We start from the raw sequence: 16895 nt of genomic DNA, 5'->3' as shown, positions 1-16895 counted from the left end.
TTTTCCTGAAGATGGCTCGAAAGTGATTACTTATCCAGTGGGTATCGGCGCAGAAGAATCGCCGTCTCCGGTTATAAATACGCGGGTTAAGCTAAAAATTGAGCAGCCTAACTGGTATCCGCCTGAATCTGTTCGCGAGGAGTACTTCGAAGAGCATGGAAAGAAAATGGATTGGGTTGTGTATCCCGGTCCAGAAAACCCTTTAGGGCCTTTTGCCATTCAATTAGATCTTCCTGAGTATTTTATTCACGGGACAAACAAGCCTTTTGGTATTGGCACTAAAGTGAGCCGCGGATGTATTCGTATGGACAATCAAGATTTGGCTAAGTTTGTCTGGGAGGTTCCAAAGTATACGCCTGTTCACTTTGTCAAAGAGGCGGTAAAAGTGGGGTTGGCAGGTGAGGAGCTCTTCGTTGAGTTGCATTTCGATGATGAGGCGCATGCAGACTCGGATGTCATTATTGATCAGGTTCTTAAGAATGTTGGCCGCTTGGAAAAAAAGCACGGGTTTATGAAAATCGATTTTCTGGCGCTTAAGCAGGCGATCCGGCATCCATCTGGCGTGCCACAAAAAATAGGCACAAAAAAAGCTGATCTTACTCAGATCAGCTTCGCAGCATCAAATCAGTAAATAAAGCGCTTCGGCCTTATTTGCTGCTTGCTTTTTGAAGCATACGTTCTGCTTTTTCTGCTGTTTCTTCCGCTTTTGCCATTGCTGCTTTAGCGGCCTGAAGAGCCTCTTCCGCTTTTGCCATTGCTGCATCCGCTTTTGCGCCGGCACTAGATGCTTCTTGTGCAGCAGCATCGGCAGATGTTTTCGCTGCGGCGGCGGCTGTTTGTGCTTCTGTCGCGCTGGCAGTAGCGCTATCTAGGCTTGATTGGTCTTCTTTAGACAGGCTTGCACATCCTGTTGCTAAAACAACGCTGCTGGCTACAGCAAGCATGCTGAGTTTCTTTAACATGGTTCTCTCCAAGTTTTTAGTTTGAGTTCAGTCGTATTGTATTTGTCTATTCGACTAAATACTCAGTTTAGTCAATTATTTATGGAATAGAAGCCTCAAAAGACTTTAAGTTCATTTAAACCGCGTTTCCGCAAGGCTCCCTGTAAAGATTTGTTGAAAACATATCCGCTTAAGTTCGCGAGGGTTCGCAGACTTTTGCGTTATACTTACTGTGATCAAATACACGCCACAAACTTGGATAGCAGCATGAATGATGAAGTGAACTTTAAGAATAACCCTCTACATGGTTTAGGGTTGAAAAGTTTGTTGGAGGAGGTGGTAGAGCACTATGGCTTTGAGATTCTGTATGCGTATCTCAATATCAATTGCTTTAAGATCAATCCAAGCATTGCCTCGAGCGTAAAGTTTTTGAAAAAAACAGATTGGGCGCGTGAAAAACTGGAAGGATTTTATCTGTATCAATTTAAAAACCTTCCTCGGCCTTCATCAGAGCAATATCACATCCCACCGCGAGATCGCATTATTCCTGACGGGCAAGTGCCCGGAGAGCCAGCGGAGTTAAGTATTGAGGATGCGGCTCGGCTGCAAGAAAAGCGCGCCAAAAAAGCCGCGGAGTTTGGCAAGAGCGGATCTCGACAGGGGCGTTCTAGCGGCCCTTATGGCGGTGGGGGCAGTTCGAGTAAACGATACGAATCTGACCGACCTGGACGAAAAGATAAAGCCTCCGGTTCTTCCACTCATTCTTCATCTGATTCTTCAACGAGTTCCCCAAATAGTGCCGGTGGTGATCCATGGGCCGCCTGGAGAGAGAAGTAATCATTGTCTTTTTGTTTTTAATCCCACTGGCATGATAAGGAAAAGTGATGCTCAAACTAATTGAAAAAATATCATTTCTTCAGGGGCTGATAGCGCTTTGTGTTCTCTGGAGCTTGATTATTTTTATCATTGAGTCCGACGGCTCTTTCGAGACCGTAGAGGTGCCTGACTTTAAGAGTATGGAGTCGGTATCGGCAAAGAAGCAGGCGTTCTTTACGTATTTTGGAGCACTCGCTGAAGAGGAAAATCAGCGTATTTTATCGATTCGCGAGAAAATACAGTCAGGTGTGAAACAAAGCACCTTGGAGAAATTAGCTAAGAAGTATCGTTTAGATATTAATGATCCAGCGAGTGAAAAGGATGTCGCGGATCTACTGAGTCGCGTTGATGTTGTGCCGAGCTCCTTGGTCTTGGCGCAGGCAGCGATTGAGTCTGCTTGGGGAACGTCACGCTTCGCGACCGAGGGCTACAACTTTTTTGGCCAATGGTGCTTTAGTAAAGGTTGCGGAATGGTTCCATCAAGTCGAAACGAGGGTGCGAACCATGAAGTGCGAACTTTTGATTCGCCGAAAGAGTCTGTGCAAGCGTATTTCCTCAACATTAACAGCCATCCGTCTTACGACATGGTGCGACAACTCCGCCTCGATGCGCGCAATGAGAGTAAGCCTGTTCATGGGTGTGTGCTCGCGGCTGGTTTAGGAAGTTATTCGGAACGCGGGCAACACTATATTGATGAGATTCGTCTGATGATTCGGGTTAACGATCTATCGCCGCACGGTAAAGGTCCATGCGCGGCAGCGCCTAAGGTTGTTGAAGAAGCAGAAGATCAGGGGAGCGACACTGCCGGATTAGCGGATAGCTCTGTGAAAAATGACGATGCTGAGCAAGATCAACAAGATCAGAGTAAGGCCTCTGGAGATGCTGCCAAGCAGTAACTCGATGGTATTAGGCGACGAAGCACAGGCCGGTCGCGAAGTGCAGAGCGCTAGTGCTCTGCGTACTAAGAGCCATCGGGCTTTGGTTTGATCCAAGCGTGGGAGAACCAGTAAAACCGCCCCAGCTCTTCCGATGGTGCTGTACAGTTAATACGTGAACGCCCGACGGGTAAGACGGGAAACGCTTCAATCACGATGGATTCGCGGGTTTGTTTGAGCTTTAAGGGCTGGCCTTCGAAAAAGCAGGTAATACCAGCGTATTGTTTCGTAAACTGAATGCTTAGTCCTTCTGCGAGTGCATCGCCCGTTACGATTTTCAAATCAGGCGCTAACTTTTTGGCGGCCATGGGTAGACTGGCTACTTTGGTTTTAAATTGGCTCATCGCTCCAAATACATTGGTCATCGGGAAGCGCGGAAGGGCGGTCATGTCCAGGTCTTGTCCAACAGCGCCCGACTGTTGTCCAAATGCCGTATAGCCCAATTCCTTTAGTAAGGCTTGAACTTCAGCTGTATATTCTCCATAAGGGTAGGCGAATAACTTTTCTGTTTTGCCCAGATTTTTCTCGATTAAACGCTCTGGCCTTGTTATCTCCTCGCGCACACGCTGCAGCCACGTCGCTGTATTTTCTTCGGCTAGCTGACGCACTAAATGCGCATGGCTATGCGTATGGTTAGCGATTGTTGCGCCGTTCTTTGACATTTCTTTTAGCTCAGCCCAGGTGATAAACGAGCTTAGTTTTTGCTCCACGGGCTGAGTAGCAACGAAAATAGTGAATGGCCAGCCGCGATCGCGAAGCATTGGGTATGCAGACTGGTAAATCGATCGATAGGCATCGTCAAAGGTAATCGAAACCACCTTGTCTGGAAGAGGCTTTGATGCTTTGAGATGCTCGACTACATCAGGCAGCGACCAGACCTCAAAACCATTCTCCTCGATATATTCGAGGTGCTTTTCAAATAGCTCTGGGCTGATACTTGTGCTGGGCGGTGACTTATCGTCCACATGGTGGTATTGAAGCACAACCGCTGCTTCTAAGTTCGGACTGGTTAGACACGCGAGCGCACAAGCGAACCGTATGAAGCATATCGTGGCGTTTGAGACGAAATTTCGATGAGTCAGTTTCATTGGGCTAGCTTAAATGAGCTGCAGGCAATTTTCGATATCGATTTTAAGAATTACGCGGTAACACGCGCGTTACGTAATTTTGGCTCTCGACGAACTAAACAGTTCTGGTAAGGTTAGGTCATCCAAGGACTTTTTTAGATCAAGTAGATATTTGAATTCGCTACCTCTTGTTTATCACCCTAATTACTCGTGTGCCTTCCCCGAGAACCATCGCTTCGTGATGTCGAAGTTCGTGCGTCTTTATGACTACTGTTGCGATCAAGGTTTCGTTAGTGATCGTAATCTGTTTACTCCGGGCGTTGTTTCAAAAGAGGTGATGGCTCGTGTGCATGATAAGGATTACTTGGATATGATCTGTGATCAGCAGCTTGACCCAAGGGCTTGGCGTCGCATTGGTTTGCCATGGAGTCAGGGGCTTGTTGATCGAACGTTTACCGCACCAAACGGAACGCTCTTGGCGGCGCGACTCGCTCTAAAGTACGGAATGGCAAGCCATCTCGCAGGAGGGACACACCATGCGCACCATGATTTTGGTTCAGGGTTTTGCTTGTTAAATGATCTTGCGTTTACTGCAAAAACGCTGATCGAATGTGAGGAGGTGAACAGCGTTCTGGTGTTTGACTTAGACGTTCACCAGGGTGACGGAACAGCGGCGATGCTGAGTAATGAACCGCACGCATTTACTTGCTCTATCCACTGCGAAAAGAACTTTCCGTTTCGCAAGAGCGATAGTGATCTCGATATTGGTCTAGAAAAGCATACGTCCGATCATGACTATCTGGAAATCGTCGAGAGCACTCTCCAAAGCTTACTAGATCAACAAGCGCCGGATATCGTGCTTTATGATGCTGGCGTTGATGTCTGGGTGGATGACGGGCTCGGACACCTCGATATCAGTTCGTCTGGTATTAGGCAGCGCGATGAGCTGGTTCTAAAGGCGTGTCTAAGTCGGGGTATACCTGTGGCCACTGTGATTGGTGGTGGGTACGATAAAGATCATGCACGACTAGCTCGGCGCCATGCCGTAGTAATTGAAACAGCGGCCGAGCTATTTTCTTCACATCTCTTGTAAGGTTTGCATCTTAGACTTTCGCCTTTAGGTTCTAGCTTTTTAAAGACTAGGGCGTTAATGTTTTGTTCTATTTAAAAGATGTTGGTGCACGAACAATGCTAAACGGATTTATCAAGTTTCTAAAACTGCTCAATGCAAATGAAAACCCAGCGCAACTGGCAGGTGCGATCGTACTCTCTATGATCATGGCGCTGACGCCGTTTTGGAGCCTACATAATCTGCTGGTGGTTTTGATGCTGTGTGTTTTGAGGATCAACTTATTTACGTTTTTTGCAAGCTTTCCCGTTTGGTCGGGTATCGCTTGGCTACTTGACCCTTACTCAGCGTCTATCGGCGAAGGGCTTTTGCTCAATGATTCTTTACAAGCGTTATGGGCGAGTATGTACCAAAGTGACCTTTGGCGCCTGGCGCACTTTAATAACACCCTGACTATCGGTAGCTTGCTGCTCGCTAGTGTACTTGCGGTTCCTGTGTATATCGTTAGTGTTTGGTTAATCAAACGCTACCGCGACACCGTTGTGGCTTGGGTGAATCGCTTGCACATTGTAAAGGCGTTAAAGGCTTCGAGCTGGTTCCAGAAGCTTTCATCGGCGTATTCAGTGGCAGAGGTAGCACGATGAATCAGACTAAACAAAAGAGCATGATCCGACCTGTTGGTATTGTCGCCTTTGCGCTGATTACAGCGCTGCTCGTGCTCTGTTTTTATTGGGCAGCACCGTGGCTCATTAAGCAGGGAATAGAGCGCACAGGAACTCAGATTAATGGCGCGCGCGTTGACGTTGCGAATGTTGATCTATCGCTCTCTCCGGCAGGTATTTACATCTTTGGCTTACAAGTTACCGATGCGAAGCAGCCTATGCAGAATATGCTAGAACTGGAGCAAGCTTACGCAGAGCTTAATTTGTTTGAGCTTTGGGGCGGTAAGATCATCATTGAAGATCTAAACATTCAGTCGCTGCGCTTCGGCACTGAACGCACAGAGTCGGGCGCTGTGTCTGACTCTAGCCTAGCGAACGACAAGGCTTCAGGCGAAGAAAGCGATGCAGCCCCGCCTTCTGTTTCTGAATCCTTCGCCAGTCTTGGTGGCGAATTGCCGGATGCGGAGTCTATTTTAGAGCGGCATCCGCTCAAAACGACGAGCTTAGCAACGCAGTTAGATGCCACCTTCGCGGAGCAGAAAAACAAATGGCAAGCGACCGCTCAAGCGCTGCCTGACGAAACTCGTCTTGAATATTACGAACAAGAATTTAAGAAGCTGACGAGTGGCGACATCGACTCGCTAGAGGCATTTAACGCACGTAAAACTAAATTTGATGCCTTAAAGCGTGAGTTAGAAAAAGATCAGGCCTTATTGCTCCAGGCGAAAAAGGATCTTCAGCAAAGCCAAGATTTGGTACAGAAGAATTATCAAGCGCTCAAGCGCGCGCCGCAGGAAGACTTCAAGGCACTAAAAGCACAATATAGCCTTGATGCGGACGGTGGGCTTAATCTTACTGGCTTACTCTTTGGGTCGCAGTTTCAGTCTTATGTTGAAGATGCTATGTATTGGTATAACCGTCTTGCGCCGCTTATGGCCAATACAGACGGCTCTTCTGAAGACGTAACAGCAGAGGCTCATCAAGACCTTATTGCCCCTGAACGCGGGACCGGACGATTTATTCATTTTGGTGCAAAGGCGAAAACGCCTGATTTCCTGATTCAAAAAGCGCAAGCCAGCGCTGTGCTTTCGCAGGGTGAGCTTATGTTGTTGGGGCAAGATATCACGCATCAGCAGTATCTTACGGGCAAGCCGAGTGTTGTTAGCGCCAAGGCGACCGAATTAAACGATACCGATGCACTGGATATTTTGTTGACCATTGATCACCGAACGGAACAGGCCACCGATACACTCGCTATCGATATCAAAGGCCAGAGTTTGGAAGACCTGAATCTCAGCCAGAGCGAGAATCTCGCCGTCAGCGTTGCCGCTGCGAAATTGGATCTCAACGCCGATGTTCTGCTTGAAAATCAAAACCTAAGCGGTTCTGTGGGCAGTCGCTTTAACAGCGCAACGCTTGTCGGTGATGGTGAGTCGCAGGTTGCTAAAGAGCTTGCAAGTGCGCTTGCCAATGTTGAAGGCTTTTATCTGAACAGCCAGTTATCTGGAACCTTATCTCGGCCAGAGTTTGCATTTGAATCTGATCTCGACAAAGTGTTAAAAGACGCGATCGCGGGAAGATTTAAAGAAAAACAAAAAGAATGGGAGGGCAAGCTGAAGGCAAAGCTTGATAGCAAGCTAAGTAATTATTTGGCAGAGAATAAAGAGGTCACTAACTACTTTGGCGATCAAAGTGCCTTGCTGGACGGCGAGCTTGATTCGGTGGCGTCTCTATTAGATACGCAGCTTGATTCTTACGTTGATGCGCAGGCCGATGAGGCCAAAGACAAAGCGAGCAATGCGCTTAAAGACAAACTTAAAGGCCTGTTTTAGATATTCGCACGGTGAGTTTAATCGGCTGTGATGGTTTTGGGCTTTCAGGCTTTCAAGGCCGGGTGCGCAGGGGTTAATACGCTCTTGTGTAAAATATTATTTGCTCTAATCTAGACTGACTTCCTAAAAATTTAGTTCACCATCGGTTTTTTATGAAAAGCACGTTTTGTATTGCTGTGATTGGCGCTTCTAAGGAGCAGTTCACCCAACTGTCTGCGTCTTTTGAAGTTGTAGAGTCTGAAGTACAAGTAAGAGCGCTTGATCGCTTTGATGAGTCTGATAGTGAGCAATTTAATGCGTTTGTCATCGTTGGCGATCTATCAAAAGACAGCATGGCGGTATCGGCTCCAGAGACGGTTAATGTTATTCGCGAGTCGGAACATGGACTTAAGCCCATCGTCACGCTTGGGTTCGAACACCCGTTGAGCGATGCATTAATCTCTAGCTTCGACGAAACGCAACTAGAGAGGCTCATTCCGTTGTTCTATCACTACACTCAGCGAAATGAGATTCTTTCTTTGAATGCGCATGCAAATTTGATCGAACGCTTGATTCGTTATTTGTGGTTGGTTCCCGAAAGGAAGATTGCGGCGGTTAAAAATATGGGTTTGGTCGAAGCCTATCATTATCCTTTGTTAGACCTGTGGAGCCCGTCTTCGACACCCTCTCAACAGTTGGCTTGGTTAAATAAACAGGAAGATGCCCAATGGCTATCGCAGGATGCGAATATTGCGCGCACTAGAAACTGCCCCGGATGTCAGTCGGCTTTATTGAATTTTGTTGACTGCTGTCCGTCATGTCATTCCATTGATATACACACAGAGCGGGCGATTCATTGTTTTACATGTGGGCATGTTGCTGCGGAGCAGGAATTTCAGTTTCATGAGCGTTTGAGTTGCAAGAACTGCCACACGCAATTGCGGCATATCGGGACGGACTATGATCGTCCTATTGAGAATATGCGCTGCAGGAGCTGCGATGCGATGAGCATTGATGGTCAAGTGAAGGTCTTTTGTTTGAGTTGTGATCATGAATATGAGCAACATAGCTTGGTCACCAATAATTACTTTTCTTTTGCTCTAGGTGATCGTGGTGCAGAAAAAGCCCAGTATGGAACGGTAACGCAGAAACTCGCCGAGAGTTTGGATGCGCCGCTCGACTTGGAGCGCTTTGCATGGCAAACAGCTTGGCTGATAGAGCCCACTAATGCCTTGTCGCAAGCTCATGATAAAAATAGTGTTAGCAAACACTATTGCCTCAAGTTTACAGTGGCCGGTGACGCTCATTTTGTTCGTGGTAACTCTGAACCTGCTTTGCTCGATTTTTATAATGAATTTTTGACACGACTTGCTTCGCATCTCAATACGAGTGTCGTGCGCTGCAATGTGGATGATACGCTTTGGCTTTTCTTGCTGCCTAACTACGATGAAGCTGACGTCGAAAAACTAAAAAATACGATTGAAAGCATCTCTCAGGATGCGCTAGATAGTCCTATTGAAATACTCGCGACGTTTTATGAGTTGTCTGATAAGGGCGGGCTTGCAGAAACACGTACCTGGCTGAGCAGTATTGCAGAACAAGAACTTGTAAGCACTGTTGAAACAAAAGGCTAGGAACTGGCAATGGTAGATAGTTTAAGTATTTACTACTCTATTCAAAGTGCTCTTCACGCGCTTATTGAGGATCCGTCTGCCGCTGCTTATGTGCTGCCACTTATTTTCTTGCTTGAGGCGCCGATTAGTATTCTAACCATAACCGGTATGGTTCGCTGGTATCGATGCTACAAAAAACGCAAACCCTTATGCATTCAACCTAAAGTATCCTGCATTATTACCTGCTATGGAGAGGGTGATGACATCATTAAGACGGTGGTGAGTTTGTGTGAGCAGAATTACAAAGGCATTATTGAAATTATCCCCGTCGTAGATGGCGCGATCCAGAATCAGGATACCTACGAGGCCGCACGTAAATGCGAAGAACTCGTTAAATACTATCCAAATCGAACATTGAAAATCATTCCGAAATGGCAGCGTGGCGGCAGGGTTTCTACTTTAAACTCAGGTCTTGCTTTCGCGAGTGGTGAGATCGTGATGAACGCCGACGGCGATACTTCTTTCGACAATACGATGATTGTCGAGGTGCTGCGTGAATTTGAGGATGAGAACGTGCCCGCAGCGGGAGGTTCCTTACGTGTTCGCAATTATACCGACGGTCTCGCAACGCAAATGCAGAATTTGGAGTATATGATCTCGATTCAGGGCAATAAAACAGGCTTGGCGAATTGGAATCTGATTAATAATATCTCTGGCGCGTTTGGCATTTTTCGGCGCGATTTTTTGAAGCAAATTGGTGCTTGGGATACTCATACAGCAGAAGATCTAGATCTGACGGTTAGAATCAAGCAGTATTTTAAACGGCACCCCAACTTTCGTTTGCCCTTCGTACCTTTAGCAATCGGGCATACCGATGTGCCAGCTAACTTTAAGCAACTGTTCAGTCAGCGCCTGCGTTGGGATGGTGATCTCGTCTTTTTATACATGCGCAAACACCGCTATGCCTTGAATCCGGGTTTAATTGGCTGGAAAACCTTTTTGTTTACGCTCATTTACGGTATTTGGCAGAGCATTATGCTGCCCATTCTCATTCTGGTATTTAATATCGCTATGTTCGCTCATGTTGATATTAATGAATATCTTGCTTTGCTGGTCGTTCAGTACATTATCTATCTAATTTATGCGCTGCTACTTTATGGCTTATTTATGTATATGGTGTCAGAGCGCAAAGTGCAGGACTTTAAAGCGCTGCTGTTCATGCCGCTTTATCCTTTTTATGGCTTATGTATGCGCATGGCGACAGTATTTTTTACTTTGAATGAACTGGTACGGCGGGGGCATGAAGAAAGCAATATGGCTCCGTGGTGGGTTTTGGCGCGAGGAAAACGCTTCTAATGAAAGTTGAATTTAAACATGAAAAGCAGCATGACCCGACGCGTCAAACGGGTTTTAAGGTTTCTTACGCGCCAGCTAAAAGGGCAACGTTCAAGATGCGTTGGTACCTTTTGGTATTGCTGGTTGTTAGCCCCGTCGTGTACGTATTTTGGCATTTTTTCAATGCCGATATATTAGTAAAAGCGGATGGTATTCTAACGAGTGAGCCGGTGACGATATTCGCACGCGATGAGGGGGTTGTTGTTGATATTGGCTATCAACAGGGGGATCGAATAACGCGTGGGGCTCCTTTGATTGAAATGCGCTCATCTGTGTTTGCGGCCGAAATAGCTTTGCTTGAAAATCGATTGGCGGAATATGAAGAGTCTGTTTACAGGACGAGCTTAAAAATTGAGGATGTTAGTGATCGAAAAGTGGCACTTTACGATAACGCAAAAAAAACATCGCTCGGTTTCAAAAAGGAAATATCGGATAAAAAATACGCACAGCATATGCCGTTGTCGGATCGCGTTGCGCTTGAGTTGGCCAAACTTGAAATTGAAGACAAAGCCGTTGAGGCAGAGCGCGAGAGCATTCTTTCTCATGCAAGGGAAACAAGCAGCTTCACTGCTAGCGTTTTGCTTGATCTGGAAAAAGAGCTAAGTAGAGCAAAAGCGAAGCAGAGTCAGCTGAATATTTACGCACATGCTGAATCGATTATTAACGAAGTCTTTGTAAGCGAGGGCGAATTTGTCGTTAAGGCGAGCCCACTTATGTCACTGCGTAATCGTGAGCAACCGGTTGTGAATGTTTACCTGCAGCCAAACCGTTTGGAATATGCGAAGCAGGGTAGCAAGGCTACAATCAGGTTCCCGGATGGAAAAAAATACATTGGGGAGGTGAAAGTGCCGGTAAAAGTAGTAGATAAGATTCCTGCAATGCTGTCCGGGCCTTTCGAAACATCGAAAGCGGCGATTAAGGTGCAAATTGATATTGATGAGCCAATCGATGAGTTTGTTGAGGGCTTGCCGGTCGAGGTGCGTTTTCACTATGGGAATGCTCACCCTGTCCTGCAGCGGTTTTGGTAGCAGACAAATACCGATCTCAGATTAACGGCGGCCTGCTATAGAAACTGCGCCTCGTAAAAATGGTCGCCTTATAAAATGTTTTATCTATTTTTTTCTGTGCTGTTGGTGAGTATATCCTTAGAGCCCTGATTCTCAACGTGCTACAGTTAGCGTGTCTCATTACTGGTAAGGCGGCATGACTCTCCTTGTTATTTATCTTGCGATCGCGATTGGCGTTTCGTTTTTGTGTTCTATTCTCGAAGCAGTTTTGCTCTCTATCTCACCTAGTTTTGTCGAGACCACCAATGCGGAAAAGCCCACGCGTGCAGGTAAGCTTAGGGAGATTAGAGACAACCTCGATGAATCATTGTCGAGCATCCTCATACTTAATACCTTCGCGCATACAATGGGGGCCGCTGGTGTTGGTTCCCAAGCGATGCAAGTGTTTGGTGCAGAGTGGGAAACCTTAATTGCCGTATTGCTGACACTCGCCATCCTGTACTTTTCCGAGATTATTCCAAAAACCCTAGGCGCGACGTTTTGGCGTCAGTTAGCGATTCCTGCCGCTTATGTCATTTCCTGGCTTGTTAAATTGGTGTATCCGCTGGTGTGGTTGTCGACGCGTTTGACCAAGCTGTTTAGCTCAAATCAAAGCAATGAAATTACGCGTGAAGAGATTATTGCGCTTGCGTCTCTTGGTCACAGGGAGGGAAATCTATTTACGCAGGAAAATGAGTACCTTTCCAATCTTCTAAGTCTTCGGGAAATTACCACCGAGAAAATTCTCACACCACGAAGTGTTGTGCACATGCTTTCCACTGAGACAAGTATCAGCGATGCCTTGAACGATCCGCTGACTCGACAATTTACGCGTATTCCCGTGTACGGTGAGCATGTAGATGATGTGATTGGTAAAGTCATTCGCGCAGACTTATACGAGGCGGAGCGAGACGGTAAGGGTAATGAGTGTATAGGGACAGTCATGAAACCACTGTTTCGCGTGTCGAATAAGCTCCCTGTGCAAAGTCTGCTTGATACGTTTATCAAACAGAGAGCGCATTTGTTTTTGGTTACCGATGAGTTTGGTCAAAATGAGGGGGTTGTTTCTTTAGAGGATGCGATCGAAACCTTGTTGGGGCGTGAGATCGTCGATGAGACCGACACCGTAGAGGACATGCAGGCTTTTGCAAAAGCAAGCCATAAGCAGCGTATGCGTGATGAGAAACAAGATCGTGACAGTCATAAGTCGAGCTCTACGCGATAGGCCTGAACTAGGCTTGTCATTGAAATTGGTTCGTGCGGTACGTCGCTGAATGAGTCAGAAGTGAAAAGTACCGTCGCTAGTGTGGTTTATACACTATACTTTTGCACATTCGCTTCGAATAGTCCGATTGAGTGTGCGAGACAAGCGATCTTCAGGGCTAAGTTGGAGCATTGTGACCAATAATTAGAAGACGAAACATTTTGCATTCCTCTGATAGCGCAGCAGAACATTTTGATCAGCTACGAAAACGCTGGGAGATAGAGCAGGTAATCTCTGTTTTACTGAGTAACTCGCTGGGCGCGATTATCGGTAACTTGCTCAATATCAGCCTTGTTGGTTTCCTGTTGATTGAGATCTACCCGGGAGCTTGGCTGGTGACTTGGCTTGCTTTTGGTTTGTCGCTAAATGCGTTTCGACTGGCGCTCTATTTGTTTTATAAGCGCCGCCCTGGCCAATATAGAAGCGCTGTTTGGCTCAGGGTCTATCGGATCACTACCTTTCTCTCTGGTCTGCATTTTGGTGTGCTTGCGCTGTTCTTTTTCAGTTCGATTGAGCCCCTTTATCAGACTCTAGTTGCTTGCTTTATTTGTGGGTCGGTGGCCGCTGCTGTCGGCACGCATGGCGTCGACGCCACGACTTATCGTTTGTTTTTATTCCCTTCAGCCGTGCCTCTGTTGTTTCGCGCAGCGAGTGAGGGAACCGAAATTCATAGTGCATTGGCAGTGATGGTGCTGTTTTTAATTATCGTGATGATGCGTTGCGCGAATCAAACTCAGAGGACCATGCTTGATAATATTCAAATGAGCTATTCACTGAATTATCGGGCTACGCACGATCCGCTTGTCGCGCTATATAATCGAGAAGAGTTTAGGAGCGAGTTTAATAAAACGAGAACGTTGGCGGTAAATGAGGACAAGCTGACAACTTTAGTTTTTATTGATTTAGATAACTTCAAGCAAGTAAATGATTCGCATGGTCATGAAGCCGGAGACAAAGCACTGATTCGGATTGGCGAAATTATCCGGGCGAGCATTCGAAAATCGGATGTTGCGGCACGTTTTGGCGGTGATGAGTTTATCCTTTTGTTGTATGTGAATTCTACGGATGACGCCTTTCTGGTTTGTGACAAGATTCTTAGAGCGATCAACGTGGCAAGGCATGACCTAGAGGGCGCGGACAAGCTAGGTGCAAGCTTAGGTATTGGTTATACGCGTGATGGCAAGGTGTCGTTTGAGTCTCTTCTCAGGGCGGCAGACGCTGCCTGCTATGATGCTAAATCGAAAGGGAAAGGCCAGGTGAGTTCTAGAGAGGCAGAGAGAGAAGGCCGCGCTGCGGCTGAGCCAGCATCCTCACTTGCATAATGTTGGTGTGTCTTAAAGCAGTGTTTCAGCGAGCAATAGGCCCTCTCTTCCTGCCCAGTAGATAATACTGCACCAAACAAAGGTAATGAGTGCTAATTCAGAAATTATTCTTCTGCGCGGTTCTTTAAAGTGTCGCGCAAGAACAGCATACGTGGGAATACCGATTAATACTGGTGCTAACGTTGCTGAACCCAATCTTCCGTATTTTTTCCAAAACCGAAGTGCTTTGCGCAGTTTTCCGTTGAACCCCTTTCTTCGGTTCGTGCGACGTGCGGCCACAAAATCATTGATGAACACCATGCTGACGGCAGAAGACAATGCCGCGCCGAGATTGAATGTCAGCATCTCAAAATAACCAAACCCACTCCCGGCAGCAATCAGCGGGCCGAGATAGGTTTTCCATAAGCTTAAAAAGTACATGCTTGATGCTTGCAGTAGGTATGCGTCTTCCAAGAATTATTGCCTTTACAGTATGGATGGTCTGAAGTTAATACCGAGCTTGATATAGGAGCTGGCATCCACTTTAAAATCTGGCATGCTTACATGGCTGCCATTGATGCGGAGCGCCCGCAAGCCGCCAAGGCCTGTCTCTAGATTAAGCCAAAGGTTTTTGAAAACGCGTTGTTCAGCCGAGACGCCAAAATCCCAACCGCTTATTTCTTGATTGATCTGCGAGGATCCGGAGTCGATTTGCCAAGAACTTCCGGTTGGCGATGCGCCGATGCGAAAGAAGGTATCTTTTGTTGGAGCGAATAATACGGCAGGCCAGGGCATAATGGCACTGACGCTCCATTGTTCGTCTATTTGCCAAAATGCTCCGAGATAAGGGAGGTAGGTATCTTCAATGCCACCTACATCAAAGTATGCACCGAATGCCCACCATATGTCGTTGTCGTATACATGACGCGCAAAAAGTCCACCTAAGGTCTGCCAATCCCAATCGGAGTTATCGAGTGTCGCTTTATAGCCAAGTGGTGCGATAAAACCGGCAACCTGCGTCTCTTGGTTAATTTGTCTAAGCCAGCCGATTGGCAGGGCCGCTTGGGTAACATCGAACGATTCAAAGCCACTCTTGTTTGAGCTGATATTTGAACTGTTAATCCATTCGCCGACAAAGGCGATATCTTTGGGTGTTGCGAGAATCGGTAAAATTGCACTTTGCGCGAAGGTTGTTTGGTCAATCGAAATATCTGGCTGGTTGTCGAATTTAAGCTTGGTGTCGTTATAGCGTTTGTAATTAGCGCTAGCGAGGGGCAGAAAAGGTGCATTACTTTCTGCGCGTTGGAATACAATTTCGCTTTGCGAGAATTGCATCATCATGCGATCTAGGAAGTCATCTGCACTGGCCTCGAGAGATAGCGTCGCGAGGAGAAACAGTGTAATTAATCGCGATAAACAGCGTAGTTTCATTGAGTGAGCTAATAAATAATATGAATAGGAGCGACGCATGACCAGCATTGATCGAGGAGCGTCAAAACCGTTGACGACCGACACCTTATCCTAAGCTGCGATTCAACGCGAGTGTGGTTGTTTCAGGGTTCTTTGATCGAGTGTATCTCTGTTACTATTCCGAGCTTCCCAATCAATGATATCGAGGACGAAAGTGATTAACCCAATACCTAGGCGATGTAGGCTGCGAGAAAGCGCTAGAGAGTTTTGTTTGTGGGCGGTTTTCACCGCGATGTTTGCTGCAACGCCTTATGCAACTGCGGCGGGAGACATGTTTATTGATCCACTCGATGGCATGTTCGACGCGTCTCGATACCTTTCTGAAAATGCGTATGGTTTTCTTCCTGTCCCCATAATTATTACGGATCCTGCCGTTGAGGGTGGGGCGGGCATGGTGGGCGTGTTTTTTCATGAGTCTGAAGAAGACAAAGAAGAGCGCTTGAAGGCAATGCAAAGCTCCGAACGAGCGGCCTCGCACTTGTTGCCGCCAAGTGCGTCGTTTTTAGCCGCCGCTTATACAGGGAATGATTCCTGGTTTGCAGGTGCGGGCCATATGGCGTTTTGGGATAAGGGAAATATCCGATACACAGGTGGAGGAGGGCATGGTGATGTAAATTTGGCATTTTACGGCTTCGGCGAGGTCCAGCTGCCCTCTCCGATTGAGCTCAATACTCGCGCCAGCGGTGTGTTTCAGTCATTGAGAATGCGGGTAAAGGAAAGTCCATTGTTTTTGGGTGTGTTGCAGCGCGCGATTTCGGCTGAGATGCAACCAAGTCGTTTTGATGCATTGGACGACAGTACTTTGCCCGATGACATCAAACAGCAGATTAAAAACGCACTCACGGTTGAAACCAAAACCAGTGGCCTTGGTCTTGTGGCGGAGTACGATACTCGAGATAACGTGTTTTCACCTAAGGAGGGGTATCTGTATTCTTTAAAGTGGGTGCGCTTTGATGATGCAGTGGGCAGTGATGTCGATTATAACCTGACTATTCTAGAGGGATTGAATTATTGGCGTCTCAAAGAAGACTGGAGAATGGGGCTTAAGTTATACAGTGAGAATGTGAATCCAAGTGGTTTTTTGCCTCCCTTTGCTACGCCGACCATGATCTCTCGCGGTATACCTGCCGGACGCTATCAGGGCAATCATGTTCAACAAAGCGAAGTCGAGATGCAGTACGAAATGGGGTTTCGTTGGGAATTATTGGCCTTCTTAGGCGCGGGGCGTATTGCAAATGATCTCGATGATATCGGATCTTCAAATAGTTTGATTAACAAAGGTGCGGGTTTTCGATATCACGTCGCGCGTCGATATGGTTTTTTCATGGGGCTGGATTTAGCGCGAGGGCCAGAGGATACGGTGTGGTACATTCAAGCAGGATCTGCTTGGTAATGATTTATTGGATGGCTGGTTGGCTAATGGTTGGCTAATTGTTGGCTAAGTC

Annotated in this window: 16 protein-coding genes; 12 read left to right on the top strand and 4 right to left on the bottom strand. The window is 46.9% G+C overall.

The features are described 5' to 3' along the window. Positions 1 to 631 (top strand): L,D-transpeptidase (locus A3750_RS07875; protein WP_156498482.1); only part of this gene is annotated, 631 nt, incomplete at its 5' end. Between the two features lie 16 nt (positions 632 to 647). Here A3750_RS07875 and A3750_RS07870 read toward each other — a convergent pair. Next, complete coding sequence (locus A3750_RS07870; protein WP_068458169.1) at positions 648 to 962, bottom strand: alanine-zipper protein; 315 nt, start codon at positions 960 to 962, stop codon at positions 648 to 650. 246 nt (positions 963 to 1208) lie between these two features. Between A3750_RS07870 and A3750_RS07865 the strand changes: the two genes are divergently transcribed. Both A3750_RS07865 and A3750_RS07860 read left to right on the top strand, forming a co-directional pair. Beyond that, a complete protein-coding gene (locus A3750_RS07865) occupies positions 1209 to 1778 on the top strand; it encodes a VF530 family DNA-binding protein (protein WP_068458167.1) in 570 nt (189 codons plus the stop codon). Between the two features lie 47 nt (positions 1779 to 1825). Then, the gene (locus A3750_RS07860; RefSeq protein WP_068450802.1) at positions 1826 to 2713 is read left to right on the top strand and encodes a glucosaminidase domain-containing protein; all 888 of its coding nucleotides are present in this window, start codon (positions 1826 to 1828) and stop codon (positions 2711 to 2713) included. 65 nt (positions 2714 to 2778) lie between these two features. Here the strand turns inward: A3750_RS07860 and A3750_RS07855 are convergent, their stop codons facing one another. Further along, positions 2779 to 3735, bottom strand: coding sequence for a polysaccharide deacetylase family protein (locus A3750_RS07855; protein WP_197466052.1), 957 nt, complete (start codon positions 3733 to 3735; stop codon positions 2779 to 2781). 256 nt (positions 3736 to 3991) lie between these two features. Between A3750_RS07855 and A3750_RS07850 the strand changes: the two genes are divergently transcribed. The 8 genes from A3750_RS07850 to A3750_RS07815 all read left to right on the top strand — a co-directional run bounded on the left by A3750_RS07850 (position 3992) and on the right by A3750_RS07815 (position 14001). Continuing rightward, positions 3992 to 4912 carry a histone deacetylase gene (locus tag A3750_RS07850; protein ID WP_068450797.1) on the top strand — a complete coding sequence of 307 codons (921 nt, stop codon included), beginning with the start codon at positions 3992 to 3994 and terminating at the stop codon, positions 4910 to 4912. Positions 4913 to 4974: 62 nt separating this feature from the next. Further along, the gene (locus tag A3750_RS07845; protein ID WP_082873231.1) at positions 4975 to 5532 is read left to right on the top strand and encodes a TIGR03546 family protein; all 558 of its coding nucleotides are present in this window, start codon (positions 4975 to 4977) and stop codon (positions 5530 to 5532) included. After that, on the top strand, positions 5529 to 7382 hold the full coding sequence (locus tag A3750_RS07840; protein ID WP_068450791.1) for a TIGR03545 family protein: 1854 nt from the start codon (positions 5529 to 5531) through the stop codon (positions 7380 to 7382). Before A3750_RS07845 ends, A3750_RS07840 begins: the two co-directional genes overlap by 4 nt. Before the next feature lie 152 nt (positions 7383 to 7534). After that, positions 7535 to 8995 carry a hypothetical protein gene (locus A3750_RS07835; protein ID WP_068450789.1) on the top strand — a complete coding sequence of 487 codons (1461 nt, stop codon included), beginning with the start codon at positions 7535 to 7537 and terminating at the stop codon, positions 8993 to 8995. Between the two features lie 9 nt (positions 8996 to 9004). Next, positions 9005 to 10330, top strand: coding sequence for a glycosyltransferase (locus tag A3750_RS07830; protein ID WP_068450786.1), 1326 nt, complete (start codon positions 9005 to 9007; stop codon positions 10328 to 10330). Further along, on the top strand, positions 10330 to 11397 hold the full coding sequence (locus A3750_RS07825) for an HlyD family secretion protein (RefSeq protein ID WP_068450783.1): 1068 nt from the start codon (positions 10330 to 10332) through the stop codon (positions 11395 to 11397). The genes A3750_RS07830 and A3750_RS07825 overlap by 1 nt, the downstream gene beginning before the upstream one ends. Positions 11398 to 11572: 175 nt before the next feature. Further along, positions 11573 to 12640 carry a CNNM domain-containing protein gene (locus A3750_RS07820; RefSeq protein ID WP_068450781.1) on the top strand — a complete coding sequence of 356 codons (1068 nt, stop codon included), beginning with the start codon at positions 11573 to 11575 and terminating at the stop codon, positions 12638 to 12640. 200 nt (positions 12641 to 12840) lie between these two features. After that, positions 12841 to 14001 (top strand): diguanylate cyclase, encoded by a 1161-nt coding sequence (locus A3750_RS07815; RefSeq protein WP_068450778.1) that lies wholly within the window; start codon positions 12841 to 12843, stop codon positions 13999 to 14001. Between the two features lie 12 nt (positions 14002 to 14013). Here the strand turns inward: A3750_RS07815 and A3750_RS07810 are convergent, their stop codons facing one another. Together A3750_RS07810 and A3750_RS07805 are read right to left on the bottom strand one after the other, a co-directional pair. Then, the gene (locus A3750_RS07810; RefSeq protein ID WP_068465238.1) at positions 14014 to 14454 is read right to left on the bottom strand and encodes a hypothetical protein; all 441 of its coding nucleotides are present in this window, start codon (positions 14452 to 14454) and stop codon (positions 14014 to 14016) included. A 12-nt stretch (positions 14455 to 14466) separates the two neighbouring features. Continuing rightward, positions 14467 to 15411 carry a hypothetical protein gene (locus tag A3750_RS07805; RefSeq protein ID WP_068450772.1) on the bottom strand — a complete coding sequence of 315 codons (945 nt, stop codon included), beginning with the start codon at positions 15409 to 15411 and terminating at the stop codon, positions 14467 to 14469. Positions 15412 to 15661: 250 nt separating this feature from the next. Between A3750_RS07805 and A3750_RS07800 the strand changes: the two genes are divergently transcribed. Next, positions 15662 to 16843: a glyceraldehyde-3-phosphate dehydrogenase gene (locus A3750_RS07800; RefSeq protein ID WP_197466051.1), complete on the top strand. Its 1182-nt coding sequence runs from the start codon at positions 15662 to 15664 to the stop codon at positions 16841 to 16843. The last annotated feature ends 52 nt before the right edge of the window (positions 16844 to 16895 follow it).

The sequence above is a fragment of the Oleiphilus sp. HI0079 genome (assembly GCF_001635105.1).
Note: the sequence above shows the minus strand (reverse complement) of the source record. Positions and strands in the feature narration are given on the sequence as shown.

What these genes read in the sequence shown, in the direction of transcription:
- A3750_RS07870 (WP_068458169.1), bottom strand. Translation starts at nt 962, where the DNA reads ATGTTAAAGAAACTCAGCATGCTTGCTGTAGCCAGCAGCGTTGTTTTA.
- A3750_RS07865 (WP_068458167.1), top strand. Translation starts at nt 1,209, where the DNA reads ATGAATGATGAAGTGAACTTTAAGAATAACCCTCTACATGGTTTAGGG.
- A3750_RS07860 (WP_068450802.1), top strand. Translation starts at nt 1,826, where the DNA reads ATGCTCAAACTAATTGAAAAAATATCATTTCTTCAGGGGCTGATAGCG.
- A3750_RS07840 (WP_068450791.1), top strand. Translation starts at nt 5,529, where the DNA reads ATGAATCAGACTAAACAAAAGAGCATGATCCGACCTGTTGGTATTGTC.
- A3750_RS07835 (WP_068450789.1), top strand. Translation starts at nt 7,535, where the DNA reads ATGAAAAGCACGTTTTGTATTGCTGTGATTGGCGCTTCTAAGGAGCAG.
- A3750_RS07830 (WP_068450786.1), top strand. Translation starts at nt 9,005, where the DNA reads ATGGTAGATAGTTTAAGTATTTACTACTCTATTCAAAGTGCTCTTCAC.
- A3750_RS07825 (WP_068450783.1), top strand. Translation starts at nt 10,330, where the DNA reads ATGAAAGTTGAATTTAAACATGAAAAGCAGCATGACCCGACGCGTCAA.
- A3750_RS07820 (WP_068450781.1), top strand. Translation starts at nt 11,573, where the DNA reads ATGACTCTCCTTGTTATTTATCTTGCGATCGCGATTGGCGTTTCGTTT.
- A3750_RS07805 (WP_068450772.1), bottom strand. Translation starts at nt 15,411, where the DNA reads ATGAAACTACGCTGTTTATCGCGATTAATTACACTGTTTCTCCTCGCG.